This is a genomic window from Accumulibacter sp. (genome assembly GCF_023806635.1).
Lineage (GTDB): Bacteria > Pseudomonadota > Gammaproteobacteria > Burkholderiales > Rhodocyclaceae > Accumulibacter.
Genome location: NZ_JAMTDQ010000044.1, coordinates 14,519 through 35,587, shown reverse-complemented (window position 1 = coordinate 35,587; position 21,069 = coordinate 14,519). Strand labels below are relative to the sequence as shown.

Annotated in this window: 19 protein-coding genes; 10 read left to right on the top strand and 9 right to left on the bottom strand. The window is 70.2% G+C overall.

The genetic code is table 11. The features are described 5' to 3' along the window. The first annotated feature begins 6 nt into the window (after positions 1 to 6). Entirely contained in the window at positions 7 to 1,179 is a 1,173-nt protein-coding gene (locus NFW30_RS08600; RefSeq protein ID WP_295351223.1) for a phosphoglycerate dehydrogenase, read from the top strand. A gap of 28 nt (positions 1,180 to 1,207) precedes the next feature. On the opposite strand, the gene ispF is transcribed toward NFW30_RS08600, so the two are convergent. Then, the gene (gene ispF, locus NFW30_RS08595) at positions 1,208 to 1,687 is read right to left on the bottom strand and encodes a 2-C-methyl-D-erythritol 2,4-cyclodiphosphate synthase (protein ID WP_295351226.1); all 480 of its coding nucleotides are present in this window, start codon (positions 1,685 to 1,687) and stop codon (positions 1,208 to 1,210) included. Further along, positions 1,684 to 2,382 carry a 2-C-methyl-D-erythritol 4-phosphate cytidylyltransferase gene (ispD, locus tag NFW30_RS08590; protein ID WP_295351229.1) on the bottom strand — a complete coding sequence of 233 codons (699 nt, stop codon included), beginning with the start codon at positions 2,380 to 2,382 and terminating at the stop codon, positions 1,684 to 1,686. Before ispD ends, ispF begins: the two co-directional genes overlap by 4 nt. A 63-nt stretch (positions 2,383 to 2,445) precedes the next feature. Here ispD and amrB point away from each other — a divergent pair, with 63 nt between their 5' ends. The 4 genes from amrB to NFW30_RS08570 are packed head-to-tail and all read left to right on the top strand — an operon-like array spanning position 2,446 to position 5,597. Further along, entirely contained in the window at positions 2,446 to 3,270 is an 825-nt protein-coding gene (gene amrB, locus NFW30_RS08585) for an AmmeMemoRadiSam system protein B (protein WP_295351231.1), read from the top strand. Beyond that, on the top strand, positions 3,260 to 3,817 hold the full coding sequence (gene amrA, locus NFW30_RS08580) for an AmmeMemoRadiSam system protein A (protein WP_295351234.1): 558 nt from the start codon (positions 3,260 to 3,262) through the stop codon (positions 3,815 to 3,817). The genes amrB and amrA overlap by 11 nt, the downstream gene beginning before the upstream one ends. Then, complete coding sequence (gene amrS / locus NFW30_RS08575) at positions 3,802 to 4,911, top strand: AmmeMemoRadiSam system radical SAM enzyme (RefSeq protein WP_295351237.1); 1,110 nt, start codon at positions 3,802 to 3,804, stop codon at positions 4,909 to 4,911. Before amrA ends, amrS begins: the two co-directional genes overlap by 16 nt. After that, positions 4,908 to 5,597, top strand: a complete 690-nt coding sequence (locus NFW30_RS08570) for a hypothetical protein (RefSeq protein WP_295351239.1) — start codon at positions 4,908 to 4,910, stop codon at positions 5,595 to 5,597. Before amrS ends, NFW30_RS08570 begins: the two co-directional genes overlap by 4 nt. Before the next feature lie 11 nt (positions 5,598 to 5,608). Here the strand turns inward: NFW30_RS08570 and NFW30_RS08565 are convergent, their stop codons facing one another. Further along, complete coding sequence (locus NFW30_RS08565) at positions 5,609 to 5,944, bottom strand: hypothetical protein (RefSeq protein ID WP_295351242.1); 336 nt, start codon at positions 5,942 to 5,944, stop codon at positions 5,609 to 5,611. Positions 5,945 to 5,969: 25 nt separating this feature from the next. Beyond that, positions 5,970 to 6,761 (bottom strand): alpha/beta hydrolase, encoded by a 792-nt coding sequence (locus NFW30_RS08560; RefSeq protein WP_295351243.1) that lies wholly within the window; start codon positions 6,759 to 6,761, stop codon positions 5,970 to 5,972. A 912-nt stretch (positions 6,762 to 7,673) separates the two neighbouring features. On the opposite strand from NFW30_RS08560, the gene NFW30_RS08555 reads away from it, so the two are divergent. The 3 genes from NFW30_RS08555 to NFW30_RS08545 are packed head-to-tail and all read left to right on the top strand — an operon-like array spanning position 7,674 to position 11,909. Beyond that, a complete protein-coding gene (locus tag NFW30_RS08555; RefSeq protein WP_295351246.1) occupies positions 7,674 to 8,246 on the top strand; it encodes a DUF2760 domain-containing protein in 573 nt (190 codons plus the stop codon). Next, entirely contained in the window at positions 8,243 to 10,090 is a 1,848-nt protein-coding gene (locus NFW30_RS08550) for an Hsp70 family protein (protein WP_295351249.1), read from the top strand. The genes NFW30_RS08555 and NFW30_RS08550 overlap by 4 nt, the downstream gene beginning before the upstream one ends. A gap of 49 nt (positions 10,091 to 10,139) precedes the next feature. Next, positions 10,140 to 11,909, top strand: a complete 1,770-nt coding sequence (locus NFW30_RS08545; RefSeq protein WP_295351251.1) for a hypothetical protein — start codon at positions 10,140 to 10,142, stop codon at positions 11,907 to 11,909. Positions 11,910 to 11,937: 28 nt separating this feature from the next. Here the strand turns inward: NFW30_RS08545 and NFW30_RS08540 are convergent, their stop codons facing one another. Together NFW30_RS08540 and NFW30_RS08535 are read right to left on the bottom strand one after the other, a co-directional pair. Next, positions 11,938 to 12,753, bottom strand: a complete 816-nt coding sequence (locus NFW30_RS08540; protein WP_295351253.1) for a DUF3313 domain-containing protein — start codon at positions 12,751 to 12,753, stop codon at positions 11,938 to 11,940. A gap of 148 nt (positions 12,754 to 12,901) precedes the next feature. Beyond that, positions 12,902 to 13,582: a hypothetical protein gene (locus NFW30_RS08535; protein ID WP_295351255.1), complete on the bottom strand. Its 681-nt coding sequence runs from the start codon at positions 13,580 to 13,582 to the stop codon at positions 12,902 to 12,904. 170 nt (positions 13,583 to 13,752) lie between these two features. Between NFW30_RS08535 and NFW30_RS08530 the strand changes: the two genes are divergently transcribed. After that, positions 13,753 to 14,169, top strand: a complete 417-nt coding sequence (locus tag NFW30_RS08530; protein ID WP_295351257.1) for a hypothetical protein — start codon at positions 13,753 to 13,755, stop codon at positions 14,167 to 14,169. A 108-nt stretch (positions 14,170 to 14,277) separates the two neighbouring features. Beyond that, positions 14,278 to 15,078: a 2-phosphosulfolactate phosphatase gene (locus tag NFW30_RS08525; RefSeq protein ID WP_295351260.1), complete on the top strand. Its 801-nt coding sequence runs from the start codon at positions 14,278 to 14,280 to the stop codon at positions 15,076 to 15,078. A gap of 36 nt (positions 15,079 to 15,114) precedes the next feature. Here the strand turns inward: NFW30_RS08525 and NFW30_RS08520 are convergent, their stop codons facing one another. The 3 genes from NFW30_RS08520 to NFW30_RS08510 form a co-directional block, all read right to left on the bottom strand. Then, on the bottom strand, positions 15,115 to 16,695 hold the full coding sequence (locus NFW30_RS08520) for an MBL fold metallo-hydrolase (protein WP_295351263.1): 1,581 nt from the start codon (positions 16,693 to 16,695) through the stop codon (positions 15,115 to 15,117). A gap of 151 nt (positions 16,696 to 16,846) precedes the next feature. Beyond that, positions 16,847 to 18,250, bottom strand: coding sequence for a DUF3999 domain-containing protein (locus NFW30_RS08515; protein WP_295351266.1), 1,404 nt, complete (start codon positions 18,248 to 18,250; stop codon positions 16,847 to 16,849). Continuing rightward, entirely contained in the window at positions 18,247 to 21,051 is a 2,805-nt protein-coding gene (locus NFW30_RS08510; protein ID WP_295351268.1) for a DUF2339 domain-containing protein, read from the bottom strand. Before NFW30_RS08510 ends, NFW30_RS08515 begins: the two co-directional genes overlap by 4 nt. Between the last annotated feature and the right edge of the window lie 18 nt (positions 21,052 to 21,069).

The window sequence follows — 21,069 nt, the reverse complement described above, 5'->3', positions numbered from 1 at the left end:
CTAGCCATGTTCAAGGTCAGAACCTACAACCAAATTTCAATCAGAGGGTTGGAGCGTTTTCCTCGCAAGACATATGAAGTCGGAAGCGACATCGCCCATCCCGACGCCTTCCTCCTGCGCAGCCAGAAGCTGCAGGGCATCGAGGTTCCCGCAACCCTGCTGGCAGTCGCCCGCGCCGGCGCCGGCGTGAACAACGTACCCGTCGCCGAGTATGGCAAGCAGGGCATCGTCGTCTTCAACACCCCCGGTGCCAATGCCAACGCCGTCAAGGAGCTGGTGATGGCCGGCATGCTGCTCAGCGCGCGTGGCATCATCGACGGCATGAACTACGTCCAGTCGCTGTCGGCGATCAAGGATGCGGCCGAGATGTCGCCGCTGGTGGAAAAGGCGAAGTCGCGTTTCGCCGGCACCGAGTTGCGCGGCAAGACGCTCGGCATCGTCGGCCTTGGCGCCATCGGCTCGATGGTGGCCGACATGGCTCTGGCGATGGGCATGACGGTCGTCGGCTTCGACCCGGTGCTGTCGATCGACGCCGCCTGGCGGCTGTCGAACGAGGTCGGACGGATGGAGAACCTGCAGTCGCTCCTCGCCCGTTCCGACTACGTCTCGCTGCATGTCCCGGCGGTGGACACGACGCGGCACATGATCAACGACGATACGCTGGCGGTGATCAAGTCAGGGGCCGTCCTGCTCAACTTCGCCCGTGACGCGATCGTCGATGCCGCAGCCGTGCTGCGCAGCCTCGAAGCCGGCCGGCTCGGCCGTTATGTCTGCGACTTCCCGGAACCGGCCCTGCTCGGCCACCCGAAAATCATCGCCATGCCGCACATCGGTGCCAGTACCGAGGAATCCGAGGAAAACTGCGCGGTGATGGCCGCCAACCAGCTGGTGGACTATCTCGAGAACGGCAACATCACCAACTCGGTGAATTACCCGCGCATTGCCATGGAGCGCAGCCCGGGAACCGTGCGCATCACCTTCGCCAACGCGAACGTCCCGGGTGTCCTCGGACATGTCCTGTCGATCCTGGCGGACCACAAGGTCAACGTCGTCGACATGGTGAACAAGAGCCGCGGCGAACTCGCGTTCAACCTCATGGACGTCGAAAGCGAGCCTGATGCGGCGGTGATCGACGCCATCCGCGGGGTGGCGCAGGTCATCCGAGTGCGGGTGATCTGAAGCGATGCCTTGAAGCGGCGGTGGCGCCTCAGTCGTCGCGGCTGATGAGCACCACCGCTTCCGCGGCGATCCCCTCGCCGCGGCCGACGAAGCCGAGTCGCTCGGCCGTCTTCGCCTTGACATTGACGCAGTCGGTCGGCAGTTGCAGATCGGCAGCGATGTGCTCGACCATCTGCGGCAGGTAGGACGCCAGGCGCGGCTGCTGCGCGCTGATCGTCGCGTCAACGTTGCCGACGCGCCAGCCGGCCTGCGCCAGCAGCGCCGCCGTCGCGCGCAGCAGTTGCCGGCTGTCGGCGCCACGATGACGCTCGTCGCTGTCCGGGAAGTGGCGACCGATGTCGCCGAGCGCCGCGGCACCGAGCAGCGCATCGGTGATCGCGTGCAGCAGCACGTCGGCGTCGGAGTGGCCGAGCAGCCCGCGTGGATGGTCGATCTCGACGCCGCCGAGCAGCAGCCGGCGACCGGGCACCAGCGCGTGGATGTCGCAGCCCTGGCCGACGCGGATCATTCGCCCCACCTCGCCTGCGCCTGCAGGATCATCTCCGCCAGCCGCAGGTCGCCCGGGAAGGTCACTTTCAGGTTGCTGGCGTCGCCGCGCACCAGTCGTGGTCGCAGGCCGGCCGCTTCGACCGCCGACGCCTCGTCGGTGCCGCCCGGATGCTCGGCGAGGACACGGGTCAGCAGTCCGTAGCGGAACATCTGCGGCGTCTGCGCCTGCCAGAGGCCGTCGCGCGGCTCGCTGCGGGCAACGCGCTGGCCGCTGTCGGCCCGCTTCAGCGTGTCGGCCACCGGCACCGCCAGCAGGCCACCGACGGCGTCTTCGGCCAGCTCGTCGCACAGCGCGGCGAGCATCGCCGGCGACAGGCACGGGCGCGCCGCATCATGCACCAGCACCCAGTCGTCGTCGAGCGCGACGGTGGCGGCGGCGCGCAGGCCATTGGCAACGCTCTCGGCCCGCGTCGTGCCACCGCAGAACACGGTCTCCAGCTTGTGGCCGAGACTCGTCCAGTCGTGCCGGCGCCAGCAGCCGTCGTCGGGCGCGAGGACGACCCAGACGCGTTCGATCGCGCGACAGCGGCAGAGCGTCGCGAGACTGTGATGCAGCAGCGGCCGCCCGGCAAGCAGCTGATACTGCTTCGGCGCCTCGCCACCGAGGCGGGAACCGCTGCCGGCAGCGGGAACGATTGCGTAGAGGGCTGACATGGGCTAATTTTAAGTCAAGGTGCCGAGCAGGCGCAGCCCGACCCGTGCAGGAGGACCAAAGTGATGGAACTGACACCGCATACCCGCCCGGCAGCCGTCGCCGGCATGTTCTATCCGGGATCGGCGAACGTCCTCGCGCGCGACCTGCGGCAGATGCTGGCTGACCGCGCGGCGCCGGCGGCGACGCCCGGCCGGCGCGTCAAGGCGATCATCGCCCCGCATGCCGGCTACGTCTATTCCGGGCCGATCGCCGCCAGCGTCTACGCACCGCTGGCGGAACTGGCGGCAGACATCCGGCGGGTCGTCGTGCTCGGACCGACCCACCGCGTCGCGGTGAACGGTCTGGCACTGCCGGCCGCCGGGGCCTTTGCCACCCCGCTCGGCGTCGTCGCCGTGGACCAGCAGGCGGTGGCGGCGATCGCGCACCTGCCGCAGGTCGTCGTCAGCGACGCGGCACACGCCGCCGAGCACTCGCTGGAAGTGCAACTGCCATTCCTGCAGACTGTCCTCGGCGACTTCGCACTGCTGCCGCTCGCCGTCGGCCGCGCCTCGCCGGCAGAGGTGGCGGAGGTGCTCGAGTGTCTCTGGGGCGGAGACGAGACGCTGATCGTCATCAGCTCGGACCTGTCGCACTACCTGCCCTACCAGACAGCGCGCGCGACCGACGGCGAGACCGCCCGCCACATCGTCGCCCTCGACGCCCATCTCGACCATCAGCAGGCTTGCGGCGCGACACCGGTCAATGGCCTGCTGCTGGCTGCGCGGCGGCACGGGCTGCGGGCGCAACTGATCGACCTGCGCAACTCCGGCGACACCGCCGGCGATCGCTCGCGCGTCGTCGGCTACGGCGCCTTCTCGTTCAGCGAGGAGGCCGCCAGTGTCCGGTGATCCCGCCGACCGCCTCGGCGAGGCCCTGCTGACCATCGCCCGCAACGCGATTGCCCACCGCTTCGGCGTGCCGACGCGCGCGCCCGACGAACTGCCCGAACTGGCCGAACCGGGCGCTACCTTCGTCACGCTGACCCGCGATGGCCAGTTGCGCGGCTGCATCGGCAGCCTCGAGGCGCAGCGGCCACTGCTCGTCGACGTCGGCGAGAACGCACTCGCCGCCGCCTTCCGCGACCACCGCTTTGCGCCACTGACCGCCGACGAGTTTGCCACGACGCGCGTCGAGGTCTCGCTGCTGACGCCCGCCGAAGCCTTCCCGGTGGTCGACGAGGCCGACGCCATCGCCCGTCTGCAGCCGCTGGTCGATGGCCTCGTCCTGGCTCATCGCCAGCGGCGCGCCACCTTCCTGCCGCAGGTCTGGGAGTCTCTCCCCGACCCACGCCAGTTCCTCGCGCAACTGAAGCTCAAGGCGGGGCTGCCGGCCGACTTCTGGCATCCGGAGATCCGCCTCGCGCGCTACGGAGTACGCAAATGGAAAGAGAGCTGACGCACTCGCCGAAGGTACCCGAATCGGCGCACCCCGGCCGCTGGTGGCACGCCATCGACGATGAGCGCATCCAGTGCGACCTCTGCCCGCGCGACTGCCGGCTGCACGCCGGCCAGCGCGGCGCCTGTTTCGTCCGCCAGAACGTCGACGGCCGGATGATCCTGACGACCTACGGCCGTTCGTCCGGCTTCTGCATCGACCCGATCGAGAAAAAGCCACTCAACCACTTCCATCCCGGCTCGGCGATCCTCTCCTTCGGCACTGCCGGTTGCAATCTGGCGTGCAAGTTCTGTCAGAACTGGGATATCTCGAAATCGAAGGACATGGACCGGCTGCTCGACGCCGCCAGCCCCGATGCCATCGCTCGCGCGGCAGTTGCCTACGGTGCGCAGTCGGTCGCCTTCACCTACAACGACCCGGTGATCTTTGCCGAGTACGCGATCGATACCGCCCTCGCCTGTCACGAGCGCGGCATCCGCACCGTCGCCGTCACCGCCGGCTACATCCATCCGCAGCCGGCACGCGAGTTCTTCGCCGTCATGGACGCCGCCAACGTCGACCTGAAGGCCTTCAGCGACGACTTCTACTTCCGCCTCTGCGGCGGCCACCTGCAGCCGGTGCTCGACATCCTCGCCTGCATCCACCACGAGACCGACTGCTGGCTCGAGATCACGACGCTGCTGATCCCGGGCAGGAACGATTCGCCGACCGAGATCAAGGCCCTCGCCGATTGGGTGGCGCGCGAACTCGGGCCGCAGGTGCCGCTGCACTTCACCGCCTTCCATCCCGACTGGAAGATGGATAACCTGCCGGCAACGCCGGCGTCCACCCTGACGCAGGCACGCCGGATCGCCATCGAAGCCGGCCTGCACTACGTCTATACCGGCAACGTCCATGACAGCGAGGGCGGCACCACCTTCTGCCCGGGATGCCAGGCGGCGCTGATCGAGCGCGACTGGTACCACATCCGGCATGACGACCTGCCCGCCGACGGCCGCTGCCCGCACTGCGGAACGCGGATCGCCGGCCACTTTGCCCGTTTCGGCAAGCCTTTCGGGCCGCGCCGGGTGCCGGTCCGGTTGCAGCGCCCTTGACCGGCGCCCTCGCCTGCCCGGGCCAGACGCCGATTGCGCTCGCCGCCGGTCAGGCGACGTTGCACGGGCTGCTGACACTGCCGCAGCGGCTGCTGGCGCTGGTCGTGCTGACGCACGCAGGGCCGGCGCCGGCAGCGCGTGACGACGCGCTCGCCGTCATCCTGCAGCACGCCGGCATCGGCACGCTGACGCTCGACCTGCTGACGCCGGCCGAAGAACGCTTTGCCGACCTGCAGCACAACGTCTCGCTCCTCGCGAGGCGGCTGCTCGACGGCCTTGGCCTGCTCAAGCAACGGATGCTGCTCGGCGAACTGCCACCGCTGCCGATCGGCCTCTGTGCCGCCGGGGACTGCTCGCCGGTGGTGCTGCGCGTCGCCGCGCTGCGCGACCAGGACATCTACGCGCTCGTCTGCCGCGGCGGGCTGATCGATCTCGCCGGCGTCCTCTACCTGCGCTCGCTGGCATCGCCGCTGCTGCTCCTCGTCGATGAGGACGACGAGTGCGGCACGCTGAGCAACCGCCGCGCGTTGCGCGAGCTGGCCTGCCCACACGAACTGCGGCCGCTCGCCGCGAAAGCCGAGGCGCCGGATTCGGCGGCGGCTTTCGAGGCCATCGCGCGCGCCACCGGGCTCTGGTTCATCGACCACCTGCCGGCCGCCCCACTGGCGACCACTCGCACAGTTTGACCGGCGGCCGGCTAGTCTGGCGGCAACGCCGGATCCGGCGGCACCGCGTCGGGTGAAAGGACTGCCGAGCCACCGGATTCGTCGGGCGAGAGCGCCCGGTCGGGACGCACCGCGCCCGGCGACCACACCGGCCCGGGGTCGGTCTGGTCGGGTGCCAGAGCCTTGTCGGGACGGACTGCGCCCGGCGACAGCGCCGGCGCGCCGACGCTGTCGTCGGGCGACAGCACCGGGTCCGGGCGCACCGAGCCATCACTGCGATATTCCTGCGCCTGCAACGGCGGCAGAGCGGCGACCACGATGGCCGCCCCCAGCAGGACGTGCGACGGGATGCGACGATTCAGGCGCATGTTCCTCCTCCTTTGTTCACCAGCCCTACGGAACGCCGTTTTCGGCAAGGAACGAGCCGATTCGGGCGAGGACCTCGTCTTCCCGCTCGCGATGGGGAACGTGTCCACACGCAGCGAGAATCTCCAATCTCGCCGGCCCGGCGACACCCTCCACGATGCGACGAGGGAACGCACAGGAGCCGAATTCATCCGTGTCCCCGTGCATCGCGAGCACAGGGCAATGCACCCGGCCCAGGTAGGGATCCAGCGACCAGCCGCGAAATCGGGCAGACAGCCAGACCTCGGTCCAGGCATCCAATACCCACCTGGCTCGCTCACCGTGCCACCGCGCGATCCTTGAAAACTGGGCTTCGTCGGCGAAGGAACTCCTCGCCTCCCGGATAGCGGACAGGGTTCGATCCTCGACGAACGCCTGGGCGGATTCCGTGATCACCGCCAGACAGCGATCGCCGGCGACAGCGGCAGCGGCCAACGCCATTCCGCCACCGACACTGTGCCCGAGCAGGACGTACTGGCCGAGCCCAAGAGCGCCGGCAATGGCGGGCCAATAGACCCGCGCCTCGTCATCGATGAACCCCGGCTCCGCCGGCGTCGTCCGCCGGCTGGACTGGCCAAATCCGAGGCGGTCATAGGCCATGACGGGGCGACCAGTCCGGACTGCCAGAGTCTCCGGGAAGCCGCGCCACTGTTCCACGGATCCCAGGGAGTCGTGCAGCAGGACGATCGGCGCGTTCGCGGCGCCAGCCGGCTGCCAGCGGCGGACGAAGACACGGCCACCGGGCACTTCGACAAACACGTCACTCAGTGCGACCGCCATCCCGACTCTTCTCCCCGCAGTTCAGCCGATGCGCAGATCAATGTTGGCAGCACCCCAGGCTCGCAAGGTGTGCCGCGACTCAGGCCTGAACCGTCGGCTTGACAAGCTTGATCACTGGCGCAGAAGAAAAACCGATACGCTCCGACACGGAATCAGGATTCTGCCTGCTCGCGGATTCTACCAAGATCCTCAGCCGCCCGGCGCGTGCCATCGACCTCCGCCGACCGGGGTTCGCAGACAGCTGCCGCAGCCCAGACATCGACCCTGTCGGACGAAGGCCGCGAGGCACAGGGTTTCGCGCATGCCCGCCAGTCGCACGGCGAAGCGTTCCGGAACCGGTGGGCACGCGCTGACGGCAACGCGCACGCCACTGGCTTCGACACGCACGCCCCTGGCTTCAGCGCGCACGCCCCTGGCTTCAGCGCGCACGCCCCTGGCTTCAGCGCGCACGTCCCTGGCTTCAGCTCGCACGCGCCTGGCTTCAGCGCGCACGCCTCTGGCTTCAACTCGCACGCCCCTGGCTTCAGCGCGCACGCCTCTGGCTTCAACTCGCACGTCCCTGGCTTCAGCTCGCACGCGCCTCAACCGGGCTCGCACCTTGCCGGCAAAGTCGTGCGCGTGGCAGCCGGCCGCGGCGCTACCGCTACCGGGAAGCGGCAAAATGGTTTATATTGCGCCGCAACAGACGCGCCCGTCGCAGCACCGGCGGCTTGCCACCAGGCCTGCTGCAGCCCGCAGGTCGGCGTTGCGTCTCACCCCGGCCATCGCTACCATGCGCGCGCCTGCGGCATCCCGACCCGCCCGTCGTCAGCCGGGCGACACCGGAGCCGCCCGGCAGCGACGGCAAGGCGGTGACCGGACCCGAGAACACCCGCCCGCGCCCACCAGCGCGGCAGACACCAGGAAAGATCCATGAAAGCAGCCAACCCATCCCTGTTGAGCAGAATCTCGATTGCCTTCGGCACCTTCTTCGCCATACTTGGCGACGGCGATCTCGCTGCCCGTATCCAGGCCTTGCGCAGCGGCGAGGAGCGCCGCGAACCAGCGGCGCCGACGGCCCCGCCTGCCGCCGCGGCCCGGCCGGCGCCACCGCCGCTGCTCGCCGCGGCGCCCGACGGAGCGCTGCAGCTCCTCGGGCTACTGCAACGCGAGGCGCGCTTCGTCGATTTCATCGAGGAGGATGTCGCCGCCTACGGCGACGCCGACATCGGTGCCGCCGCGCGCGTCGTCCATGAGGGTTGCCGCAAGGTGCTGCGCGAGAATTTCCGCATCGAACCGGTGCGCGACGAGCCCGAAGGGAGCCGCCTGACGCTGCCGGCCGGCTTCGACGCAGCGGCGATCCGCGTCACCGGCAACGTCGTCGGCCAGCCGCCATTCACCGGCAACCTGACGCATCGCGGCTGGCGGGTGCGCGAGACGCTCCTGCCGCAACTGGCGATGGGCCACGACCTGTGCATCGTTGCCGCGGCGGAGGTGGAACTGTGAGCGAGCCCAGATTCTCGATCGGCATCGACCTCGGAACGACCCACTGCGCGCTCTCCTTCGTCGAGATCGCCGCCTGCGACGGCGAGCAGGTCAGCCAGCAGGTGCTGCCGATTCCCCAGCTCACCGCACCCGGTGCGGTCGAGTCGCGCGGACTGCTGCCGTCTTTCATCTACCTGCCGCACGCCAGCGAACTCGCCAGCGGTGATCTCCACCTGCCATGGACGGCCGAACAGGACTTCGCAGTCGGTGAAATGGCGCGCAGCCGCGGTGCGGCGACGCCGATCCGGCTGGTATCGAGCGCCAAGAGCTGGCTGTGCCACGCCGGCGTCGACCGCCGGGCAGCGATCCTGCCCAACGATGCGCCGCCGGAAGTCGCCCGGCTGTCGCCGCTCGAAGCGTCGCTGCGCTACCTCGCGCATCTGCGCGCCGCCTGGGACCTGGCACAACCGGAGGCGCCCTTCGTCGACCAGGAAGTCGTCGTCACCATCCCGGCCTCCTTCGATCCGGCGGCGCGCGAGCTGACTGCCGAGGCGGCGCGCGCCGCCGGCTGCGCGCGGATGATCCTGCTCGAAGAGCCGCAGGCGGCGCTCTACAGCTGGATCCAGAAGAGCGGTGGTGGCTGGCGCAAGCAGGTGCAGCCGGGCGACATCATCCTCGTCGTCGACGTCGGCGGTGGCACCAGCGACTTCTCGCTGATCGCTGTCCTCGAGCGAGACGGGAACCTCGAGCTGCACCGCGTCGCCGTCGGCGAGCACATCCTGCTCGGTGGCGACAACATGGATCTGGCACTCGCCTACGCCGTTGCCGGCAAGCTCTCGGCGCAGGGCAGCAAGCTCGACGCCTGGCAGTTGCGCGCGCTGACGCACGCCTGCCGGTCGGCCAAGGAAGCGCTGCTCGGCGATCCCGACCTGGCGTCCGTGCCGCTGGTCATCGCCAGCCGCGGCGCGCGGCTGATCGGCGCTTCGCTGCGCAGCGAACTGACGCGCGAGGAACTCGGCGCGACGCTGATCGACGGCTTCTTCCCGCCGGCGGCGATCGGCGACCGGCCGCAGGGCCGCGGCCGCGCCGGCCTGACGCAGCTCGGCCTGCCCTACGCGCAGGATGCCGCCATCACCCGCCATCTCGCCGCCTTCCTCGCCCGCCAGGTGGCGGCGACCGCCGACCTCGAGGGCTTCAGCAGCCGGCTGCCGGACGGCGCCAGCTTCCTGCATCCGACCGCCGTCCTCTTCAATGGCGGCGTTTTCAAGTCCGAGCTGCTCGCCGAACGCACGCTGGCGATCATCAACTCCTGGCTCGCCGCCGAAGGCGCCGCGCCGGCGCGGCTGCTCGAAGGCGCCGACCTCGACCTCGCCGTCGCCCGGGGCGCCGCCTACTACGGTTACGTCCGGCGCGGCCAGGGCGTGCGCATCCGCGGCGGTACGGCGCGCGCCTACTATGTCGCCGTCGAATCGGTGATGCCTGCCGTTCCCGGCATGCAGCCGCCGGTGCAGGCACTGTGCCTGGCGCCTTTCGGCATGGAGGAAGGGAGCGACGCGGCGTTGCCGGCAATGGAGTTCGGTCTGGTCGTCGGCGAGCAGGTACGCTTCCGCTTCTTCGGCTCGTCGGTGCGCCGCCAGGACGAGGTCGGCACGCTGCTCGAGGAATGGCAGCCCGACGAACTGCAGGAGCTCGACGAGATCCAGACGACGCTGCCGGCCGATGGTCGCGCCGTCGGCGAAGTCGTGCGCGTCCGGCTGCACGCGCGCGTCACCGAAGCCGGCACGCTCGAACTCGAGGCCCTGCCGCACGACGGTCCGCAGCGCTGGAAGGTCGAGTTCGACGTGCGCGCCGGCGCCGGCGACTGATCTTCGGGTGCACGATTCGACGCCCGTTGCCGGGCGACTGGAGATGTCGATGACTCTGAGCGACTTGCTCGGATGCCTCACCGTAGCCGAGCTGAAGGATCTGGTGGGCTACCTGCCGAGTGGCGCCGCGAGCCCGCGCAAGGACGATCTGATCGAACGGATCGTCGTCGCCATGTGCGGCCCCGAGCTGAAGGCAGTCTGGACTCTGCTGGACGAGATGCAGCAGACTGCAGTCGCCGAAGCGGCGCATCACCCGCTCGGCGAGTACTCCGATCGGCGATTTCGCGCCAGGTACCAGCGCGCACCGGCCTTCCACATCGCCCCGGCGAGGTCGTACAGCCATTCCGCAGGCAAGAGGACTGCCTTGTGCCTGTTCATCCTGTACTCGCCGACTGAAGGCTGCTACGTCGTGCCGACCGACCTCCGGCCCCGGCTGCAGGCCTTCGTTCCGCCTCCCGCACCGCCAGGCATCGCGACCTTGGCAGAGCTGGCCGCAGACCCGCTCCAGGTCGTCCGCCTGACCGAACGCGAAGCCTTGCAGGAAGTGCTCGTCATGCTGCGTACCGTCGAGCAGGAGCGGGTGCAGGTCAGCGACAAGACGGCGCTGCCGGGCGCCGCCAGCCAGCGCTTGCTGAGCGACAGGCTGGCGGGTGGCGACCATTACCCGCATGCGGTGCAGCAGCACCGGTGGAGCCAGGAAATCGGCCCGATCAAGGCCTTCGCCTGGCCGCTGCTGCTGCAGGCCGGCGGCCTCGCGTCGGTCGTGTCCGGCCGCCTGCAACTCAGCCCGGGCGGCGTCAGGGCCCTCACCACACCGCCGGCACAGGTGCTGCGCGGACTCTGGCAGAAGTGGCTGAAAAGCACCCTGTGCGACGAGTTCAGCCGCGTCGAGGCGATCAAGGGACAGAACGCCAAGGGACGGGTGATGACCGCCGTCGCTCCGCGGCGAGCGGCCATCGAGGCGACGTTGCAGGCCTGTCCGGTCGGTCAGTGGATCGCCGTCGATGACTTCTCGCGCTTCATGCGGGCGACCGACCGGGTCTTTGCCGTGACTCACGATGCCTGGAAGCTCTACCTCGGCGACCGCCAGTATGGCAGCCTTGGCCATGCCGGATGGGGCGGCTGGAACATCCTGCAGGATCGCTACATCCTCGCTTTCCTGTTCGAGTACGCGGCAACGCTCGGCGTGGTCGATGTCGCCTACGTCCATCCGGCGCAGGCGCGCTCGGACTTCCGTGATCTTTGGGGTACCGACGACCTGTCGTTCCTGAGCCGCTACGACGGCCTCAGGGCCTTTCGTCTGACGCTGCTCGGAGCGTACATCCTGGGTCGTGAGTCTGCCTACCAGCCACCCGCCATCGCCAGCAGCGTCGCCCTGTCATTCTCCCCGGGACTGCAGATCGAGGTCGTGCGCGGCGCCCTGGCGGGCGAGGAAGCGCTGCTGCTCGACACCTGGGCAGTCCCGTCGCAGCCGGGAAGCTGGCTCCTCGACCGCGAAAGGTCGCTGTCGGCGATCGAGAAAGGCCACGCCATCAGCGAACTGAAGGCCTTTCTCGAAAGCGCCGGTGGCCAGCCGTTGCCGGCGCCGTTCGCATCGTTCATCGCGCTCTGCGAGCACAATGGCCAGGCGCTGAAGATGCTCGGCAACGCCGTGCTGATCGAGTGCCGCGATCCGGAAACCGCCGCCCAGATCGCCGGCCGGCCGGAAACGTCCACGCTGTGTCTGCGCGCCGGGCCAAGGACGCTGGTGGTGCGCAGCAACCAGCTGGCCCGGTTTCGCGAGCGGCTTCGCTCGCTGGGCTTCGGGATGGCATCCTGAAGCCGTCGCCGCAGCGAGCCGCGCAACGCTACGACTGCCCGGCGCGCAGCTTCGCGAGGCGCTCGGCAACCAGCAGCGACCACTTGTCGAAGGCATCCTTGGCATAGGTCCATGCCTGGAAGGAGCTGAGGTAACCATTGGCCCAGGTCTGCGCCGCGCCGACCGCAGAGGAATTGACATCGACCGCGTACTTGCGGCCGATCTCGGTGTCGCGGCACTCGCCGAGAATCCGGCCCGAGGCGCCGTCGCGGAACTGCATCTCCATGCCCGTCTCGCCCATGTACGGGGTCGATCCCGCCGGCCGGCCGGTGGCGACACCGGAACCCGCCTCGGCGACGAAGCCGTAGGGAATCAGCGTCCCCGCGACACTGTCGCTGACCTTGGTCGGCACGAGATCGGTAAGTGCCACGCGCAGGACGACGACCCCCGGTCCCGGCTGGGTGACGATCTGCATCTGCGGCCGCAGCGCCTTGACGAGCGCGTGATGGAAGTAGTCGGTGAGCGTCGCGATGTCCTTCGGATCGAAGGTCTGCGGTGCGCCATCGCGCGACCTGAGCGAGACGTCGATGCGCGACACCAGGACCGCGTTGTAGCGCGTGGCATCGAGTGCCGGATCCCGCCAGCACTCGATCCCATGTCCCCAGGCGGTCGCTCGCAGGCGTGCGTAGTCCGAGAGAAAGCCGCTGCGCGTCAGCCGGGCGGTGTCCGAGGCGACGGTCGTCGTCCCGCTGCCCAGCACGCTGCCGTCTCCGGCGCAACCGGCGAGGAGTGCGCACCCGGCGACGGCGAGGGCCTGCAGGCTGCGGCGGCTGGCCGCCAGGTGAAGAACTCTTGTTCGCTGCATCGTCCAACCCCTCCAGGAAGAAAAAGACGCCGGCGATGGTAGCACATGGGCTGTCTGACGGGCGCATTGACACGCCTCGGGGCGCCGCCGACAATCGCCGTCCAGGACGGCCCGCGACAGCCGTGGCGTCGTTGCCGACCGTCGCCTTTCATGGCCGATGTCGGGCAGGCGGTGCGGATTCTGCAGACGAAGGTGGCGCATGAGGATTCGGGAAGGTGCCGTCAGCGACGGCGGCGACGTATCGTCGGCGGGCAGCGGCAACCGCCGGCGATCCGGGCGACATGCTGCTCGTGATCAAGCCGATCGCCGATTCAGGCGGCTCGGCAGCCGCCTTCTGCTGGCGCTGCCGCTCGTCTGGATCCTGCCGGCACCAGCCTGCGAGCCGCATGTCGAAACGCTGCGCGACCCGGCGCACGCCGTGCTGCGCGCCGACCGCTCGGCCTTTTCGCGCTGCACGCTGAGCGAGGCAGACTACCGGCGGGTCGTCGGCGAATGGCTGGCGAGCCGCGGCGACGACGCCCCGCCGCTGGCCTCGCTGGCCCTCGGCCGCGCCGTCGGGCATCCGTGGATTGCGCGCCACCTGCTCGAGGCGGCTGCCCGGAGCAGCGAATGGACGCCACGGCTGGCGCGTGCCACCGCTGCCGAACAAAACCGCTTCGTCGCCCGGCTGCTCGCGGCGCCGGAATTCCTGCTGCGCCTCGATGCACCCTTCGCGGCCACCGCCTACCGGGTCGACGGCGTGCTCGTCGAGAAGGTGCTGCTCGGCCCGCCTGTCGCCAGCGCGCCGGCGACTGCTGACAGGCGCCACACACTGCCGTACGATGCGCAACTCTGGCTGCGGCTGGTCCGCGGTCGAGCGGCGGGCGGTGACGGTGCAAGCGGGTCGCCGCCGTCGGCTGGCAAGCCACGGCACCGTGGCCCCGCCGGCAAGCCACCGAATGTCGTGCCGGCGCGGTCAGCGCGCCGCTTTTCATCCAGGTTCCGGAAGGAGTCGATCCATTGTCGATGCGTGCCCAGGTGGAGTTCGTTTCCGCCGACTTCCCGCCCTACCCCGGCGAGGACCAACAGCTCAACCCCGGCCGTTACGGCATCCGTCTGGCGGAGTTCCTGGCACAGGAACTGCCGGCGCACGGCTTTCCGGTCGAGTCGCTGACGGTCGAGATGTGGGGCGTCCGCGTCGGGCTGCAGCACGCCGATTATCCGCTGTGGGTCGGTTGTGGCAACTACGAAGCCCATGCGAATGGCTTTCTCTGCTTCATCGAACCGGCAAAGCCAACCGTCCGCAAATGGTTCCGCAAGCTGCCGAACGCGCCGACGGTCGAGCGGCTGGCGACGGCGATCGAGTCGATCCTGCTGGGCAGCGGCAAGGTGTCGCAACTCCGCTGGTGGTCGGAAAACGAACTGCGCCGCCCCTGAGCCAGCGGCCTGGCGGCGACGGCAATCGGCGTTTGACGGGTGGCCGGACATCGCGGATACTCGGCGGCCACTTCCGATCCACCACGACCTGAGGAGTTGCACGCCGCCATGCGCACCCGTCGCGTCTTCCTGAATCGCCTCGATCCGATCCGCGAACCGGTTGACGCGGTGGTGGTGATCGACGTCCTGCGCTCCTTCAGCACCGCTGCCTACGCCTACGTGGCTGGCGCCGGAACGATCTACGCGGTGGAGACGATCGCCGCAGCCTTCCGCCTGCAACGCCAGCTCCCGGAGGCGGTGACGACCGGCGCCGTCGGCGGCGGCGACCCGATACCCGGCTTCGATTTCGGCAACTCGCCCGCCCAACTGCAGCACGTCCACCTGGCGGGCCGGCCACTGATCCAGACCACGGCTGCCGGCGTGCGCGGACTGACGCGCTTCCGCCACGCGCGGGCGCTGTTCGCCGGCAGCCTGGTGCTGGCGCGCGCCACGGCCAGCGCACTGCTCGAACTGCAGCCGGCTGAAGTGTGTTTCGTCATCACCGGCGAGTGGGTCGACCGCGATGGAGACGAGGATGTCGCCTGCGCCGACTACATCGATGCGCTGCTGCAGGGCGAGCAGCCCGATCCCGAACACTACGCGACGCGGGTTCGCGAATCGGATTTCGGACGCCGTTTCCTGGCCGACGACAACCCCAATCTGCCGGCGCGCGATCTCGACCTCTGTGCGCAGGCCGACCGTTTCGACTTCGCCCTGACGGCGGCGCACGTCGATGGCCATCTGCAGATTCGCCGCCTGCGCTCCGGGGTCGCCGGACACCCGCTGGCGGCCGCCGGCGAAGTGCGCAATGCGCTGCGTCTGCCCGATACCCGGGGCACGCTGCCGGCAGCGCGGACGGACGCCTGCTGAAGCGATCGTCGCCGCCGGCAACGATCGCCTGTCCGCTCACTTGCCCGCGAGTTGCGCCAGCGGTGCATAGGGAGCGACGCTGCCGTGGCCGCCGGCAAAGCGCTCGGGGTCGATGCCGTAGCGTGCCACCGCCGCCACCAGCGCTGCCTGGCCGGCGTTGACGCGTTCGCCGAGCGGCTCGCGACCGGGGCTCCAGAGATCGGTGACGAAGCCGAGCCGGGCATCGGGAACATAGCCGACGAGCATCGCGCTGGCGTGCGGATTGTCGACCTCGAGCACCAGAACCTCGCGCCCACCGTCGCTGATCCGCAGGCGATCGCTCACCTCGATGATGCGCGGCTCGCCGACGGCGCCCGGCAGCAGCGGGTTGCGGCGATGCGGGACGAGCGCCATCCGCCGGTAGTGATCGGCCGCGCCGGCGCCGACGACCAGCGTCGCGCCGGTGGCGATGAAGCTGCGTGCGCCGGCGATATGGTCGTGGTGGTGATGCGTCAGCACCAGATGACGGACGCGCTTGTGCGGGAACCTCTGGCGCAGCGCGTCGAGCGTCCACTGCGCCTGCGCGTCGTTGATCGGCGCGTCGAAGACGACGAGCGAGTCCGCCAGCTCGACGACCATGCTGTTGTGCGAGCCGCCCTGGACGAGCAGCACGCCGGGAGCGATCTCCTGCAAGGCCAGGCCGCGGGCGGCGCCCGCATCCCAGCCGAGCATGTCGGAATCGAGGAAGACACCGATGTACTGGCGGCGCAGCACCCACTGGTAGGCGGGGATGCCCGACCCACCCGCGAGCGCTGCCGGCCGCCGCCCGGCCGGCAGGTCGAACTGTCCGGCGACCGCTGGCGGGTCGATCGTCACTTCGCTGAGGACCGTGTCGGCGACGACCTCTCCCGCCAGTTCGTAGACCTGCCGGTGCGCGACCATGATGCCGCCGACCGGCCGCCAGTCGGAGAGGACCAGGTCGAAATCGAGGTCGCCGCGGACGAAATCGTAATCGAGGCTGCGCACGCGGGCCGGCAGGCCGCTCTCCGGGTCGAAGAGGACGATGAAGTCGCGCCCGGCAACGGCGTAGCGCACGGCCGGCAGGCTCCGCCCGCCGACCCTGAGCGGCGGCAGCGCCTGCGTCCGCGGCGCTGCGCGCTGCATGTCGAGCGCCAGCATCGGCGAACTGCGTGCCAGCTCGCGCAGCGCCGCCTGCAGCCGGACGCCGGACATCGCATGGCCGGGCGGATCGGCCGCCCGGCTCTGGCTCGTCCGAGCGCTGCTGTCGATGCCGTAGACATGACCGCCATCGCTCGTCATCACTTCGCTGAAGCGATACTCGCGCGCCCCCGGGTAAGCCAGCCGGCGCTGCCAGTCGATGCGTGCGGCGCCGCTGTCGAAGTCGCGCGTCAGGGTGAACGCCGACTCGCCGGCGAAGCGTTTCTCGCCGCCCGGGACGCGCGACTGCTCGGGCTCCCAGTGCTTCACCGTGCCGCGGATCTGCAGGCTGCGGATGGCAGCCAGCGCGTCGCGGCCGCCGAGCGCCCGCACCGCCCGATCGACGTCGGCATCGCCGAACACGCGGCCGCTGCCGAGCAGCGCCGCGATGCCCATCCACATCAGAATGAATTGCCTCATGTCTCCTCCATTCGGCGCCAGGCGCCGCGACGATCTCGCCGGCAACGGCAGGGCGCCGCCACCTGCAACAATGGACCCGGCGCGACGACGGATCGTTCCGGTCGCGCGAGCGGCTGCCGCTTGCGCGTCGACTGCCGGCAACGCGGGTGACTCAGCCGGCCGGCCCGTCGCGCGGTGAACGCACGAGTTGGCGGGCAAGCCGCCAGGCCATCCCGGCAAGCAGGCCGACAGCGAGCAGCAGGCTCGCCCAGAGCCCCCAGACCCGCCAGTCGATGAGCACGCGTCCGGCGCCCTCACCAGCCAGCGTATGCACGGCCCCCGTCGTCGCGCGGCCGATCCCGAGTCCGGCGGCGCTGGCCGCACCGACGACCGGCTGCCCGTCGTCGCCGACGCTGAACCCGGGCACCAGGGTGGTGATCGGGTAGGCCGTCGGCTGCGCGCTGTGGCTGCCGAAGGCGAGCTGGAACGGTGCCGGCCCGCGCGCGGCAAACACCAGGCCCCGGGTCAGCCAGCCGGCGGCCAGTTCGGGAACGCCCGCACCCAGACCGCCGCCGCGCTGATCGACGCGCAGCAACCAATGGCGGTCGCCGTTCGCGGCGATGACGATCTCGGGACTGACGACTTCCTGCCCGGCAGCACCGAGCCGGTAGACCGTCGCCGTCGCCACCTGCCGCCACGGATCCGGGTCGCGCGCCCGTGACAGCAGCTCGACGGCGGCAACGCTGTTCGGCTGCGGCAGCAGCAGACGCAGACGGTCGGCCGGGAACTGGCCGGCAAGGTCGAAGCGGTAGCTGCCGGCCTCGTCCGGCACGGTGCGGCCCGCCACCTGCCGCCACTGCCGCGGCAGTTCGACGACGCTGGCGGCCGGCTCGCCGCCGACGGCCGACAGTTGCAGCGGCGCGGCATTGGCTGCCCAGCGCAGACGGAAGTACTTCGCACGCCGCGGCGCAAAATCGATCCGCAGGCGATCGAGCCGTTGCCCGCCTGCCGCCAGGCGAAGGACCGGCGCATCGCCCACCAGCGTGGTCCATCGAGCGAGATCGTCACTCGCCTCGACCCGGACGCGCGTGAAGATGTCTTCGGCCTTCGCCGGTAGTTCGAGCGCCAGGGCCTGCAGCGGCTGCCCGACGGCGCTGGCGTCGACGAGGTAGCCGAGCAGCATCGCCGGCGCGCTCGCCCCTGCCCGCCCGTCCATGCGCAACACCGCCCTGCCGCCCTGTCGCTCGATGCGGACTTCGACGCCCTCGACGCCGGCGGTCGCGTCGCCGCGCAGCGCGAACACCGGCAGTGGCAGCAGCGGCGGCCGGGAACGCGGCGCCGTTGGCTGCGGCAGCCAGGCGTACGGCACCGCTTCGCCGGCAGCGTTGAACACCCGCAGGTCGCCGAGATCGGGGCGGCGGACGCCGGCATGGACGGCCGCCGGCAGGTCGACGCGCAGGAGTGGCTGTGGTCCGTCCGCCTGCAGCAGCATGCCGAAAGCGAAGTCGCCGGGCGCTTCCGCCAGCGCCAGGACCGACCACAGCGACCACAGCCAGCCGGCAAGGATCCTCTTCATGGTGCGTCCCCCTTCGGCGGCGCCGGCGCGAGGTAGCCGATCACGAGCATCAGCAGGCCGACACCGAGGAACGAGACGATCCGTTCGATGGTGCCGGCATTCGACAGATCGACGAGCAGGAGCTTGCCGACGACGACCGCCATCAGTCCCGCGCCAGCCAGCCACAGCGCTCGCCAGAGACGCCGTGTCGCGAGCAGCATCACCGCCAGGGCGAGCAGCGTCCAGAAGAGCGACAGCGACGCCTGTACGAGCTCCGAGCGCAGCATCACCGCCAGGCTCAGCGGTATCCCGGCCCAGTGATGCAGCGCCCGTAGAAGGACGGCATTGGCCCAGAGGAAGGCGGCGACGCCAAGGACTCCCCAGGCCAGCGGCAGTGAAGCCGTGGCATACGGCGGCAGACGCAGGCGACGCGCCTCGCCGAACCAGGTGGCGAGCAGCAGGACGACGCCCGCCTGCGCCAGGTCGAGCGGATTGAACAGCGGCAGGTACGGCAAGGGCCGTGGATCGCCGTCGGAAAGGACGTTGCCGGCGAGGAACCAGAGGCCGAGGAAGATCGCCAGCGGCGTGCCGCCGCGGACGAAATACGCTGCTCGGTGGGCAGCCACCGGCCAGCGCAGGCGCTCGCCACGCAGCGCCAGCGCGGCGAGCAGCGCTCCCGGCCACAGCGCCCAGCCGAGCAGCGTCCAGGAGGCTCGCCCGTCGACCCAGCGATCGATGTTCCACGCCAGCTCGCAGGCGCCGATCGCCGCCAGCAGCCACAACCCGGCTCCATGCAGCCAGTCCATGGGCCACGATCGGTCGGCCTCGTACCGGTACAGGAGGCGGAAATGGGCGGCGAAGGCGAGCGGCCAGGCGAGGTAACCCAGGTCGGCAAAGGGATGTGTCGTGTGCCCGGCGGCGACCCCTGCGAGCAGAAACAGCAGCGGCAACAGGGCGAGCGCCGCGTGTCGTGCTGCCGGCCAGCCGAGACGCCGGTCGAGCGCGGAGAAGAGCAGACACGAAGCGGTGAAGAAGAGAATCGCGGCGTTGACCCGCAGCGGCGGTGGCAGGAAACGGTCGATCTCGTGCAGGCCGCTGCCGCTCCACCAGGCGACACCCCAGAGGAAGAGCAGCGGCGCCAGCACGCGCTCGGCGGTCCGCAGTTGCCGCGGCTCCCGCTGCCACTCGCGCTGCAGCAGCCAGGCGCAGAACAGCCCGGCCAGCGTCAGCAACACGCCGCCGAGGAAGGCGCTGTTGAGCAGCGGCCACGCGCCGGGGTGGTCCGGCAACTCGCCGAGCTGGAACAGGCCGGCAAGCAGCTGCAGCAGGATGCCGAACAGCCGTGCCGGCAGCCGCTGCTGGCGGACGCCGACCCAGACCAGAGCGGCTCCCTCGATTGCCCAGGCGGCGGCGGTCCACCGCCCGTCGAAGGCGAGCGGGATTGCCAGCGTCGTGAAGCCGACGCCGAGAGCGAGGAAGGCTTCGACCAGCAGCCGCTGCTCCTCGCCGAGACGCGACCACAGGGCCCGCGCGAGGAGCAGGTAGAAGGCGCCGAGGGCCAGGGCACTGCATGCCGAACCGTAGGCAAACTCGCGCACCAGCGCGACCTGCAGTCCGAACGCGATCAGCGGCAAGGCAAAGACCAGCGTCGTGTCGAGGCGGTTCGCGCGCGGTCCGCCAGCGCGCAGGGCGAACAGCACCGGCATCGCGGCGTAGATCAGGAAGAAGAGGATCAGGAAGGGCTCGCTGGAAGCGAAGTGCTCCGGCCGGTAGCGCAGCGCACCCCAGAAAGTGGCGATGGCGAAGGTGAAGACGAAGCCGACCAGGTTGAGCAGCCGCCACGCCTTGAAGACGGCGATCGCCAGGATGCCGATGTTGAGCACGCCGTAGTAGGCGAACAAGGTCACGTGGCTGCCGACCCCCGTCGCGGCGATGATCGGTGCGAGGAAACCGCCGACCGCACCGAGCACCGCCAGGACCACGGCGTCCTGCAGCACCGCCAGCATCGCTGCCAGCGCAGCGACGGCCAGCAGCATGACGAAGGCCGGCGCCGCATCGAGCAGCCCGAACAGCCGCAGCGCACCAAAGATCGTCAGGTAGAGGAGGCCGATGGCACCGCCCTGCAGCGCCAGAGCGTAGGCCTCGCGGGTCGCTCGCAGGCGCCAGCCGAGCAGCAGCAGGACCACCGCCGCCAGCGCGACACCGGTCAGTCGCAGCTCGATCGGTACCTGCAGGTGCTGGTAACCGTACTTGAGCAGGAAAGCGACGCCGAAGAAGAGGACGATGACCCCGGCGCGAGCCATCAGGTTGCCGCGCAGCAACCGGTCGACGCTGGCCGCCGCCCAGCCCGTCGTCGACACCGGCGTTGCACTGGCTGCTCCCTGCACCGCCGGGCCTGTCGGCGGCACCGCTTCTGCCGAAGGGGCTGCGGCCTGTCGCGCGGCAGCGAGGGCTGCCGCTGCCGGTGGCGGCGACGTGAGCGTCGCCGCGGCGAGAGACGGCTCGCCGGCGACCGCTCCGACGTCACCGGCGCAGCGCGTCTGGTCGACTGCCGCCGCCGGAGCCGCAGCGGCTGGTGCCGCGGCTGCCGACGGCTGGATGTCTGCCGCCAACGATGGCGGCGACCGCGACAGGAGCGCGACGCTGCCCTCGAGCGCCTGCAGGCGCTCCTCCAGCAGGCGGAAGCGCTCCTCCTGCCGCTGCCGCGCGCGACTGCCGAGCGACCAGCCGAGAACGCCACCGAGGATCGCACCCACCAGCCAGAGCCCGGAATCGAGCTTGCCGGCCAGCAACGCACCGAGTACTGCCCCAAGAAACCACATCTGCGCCTCCGCACCTCT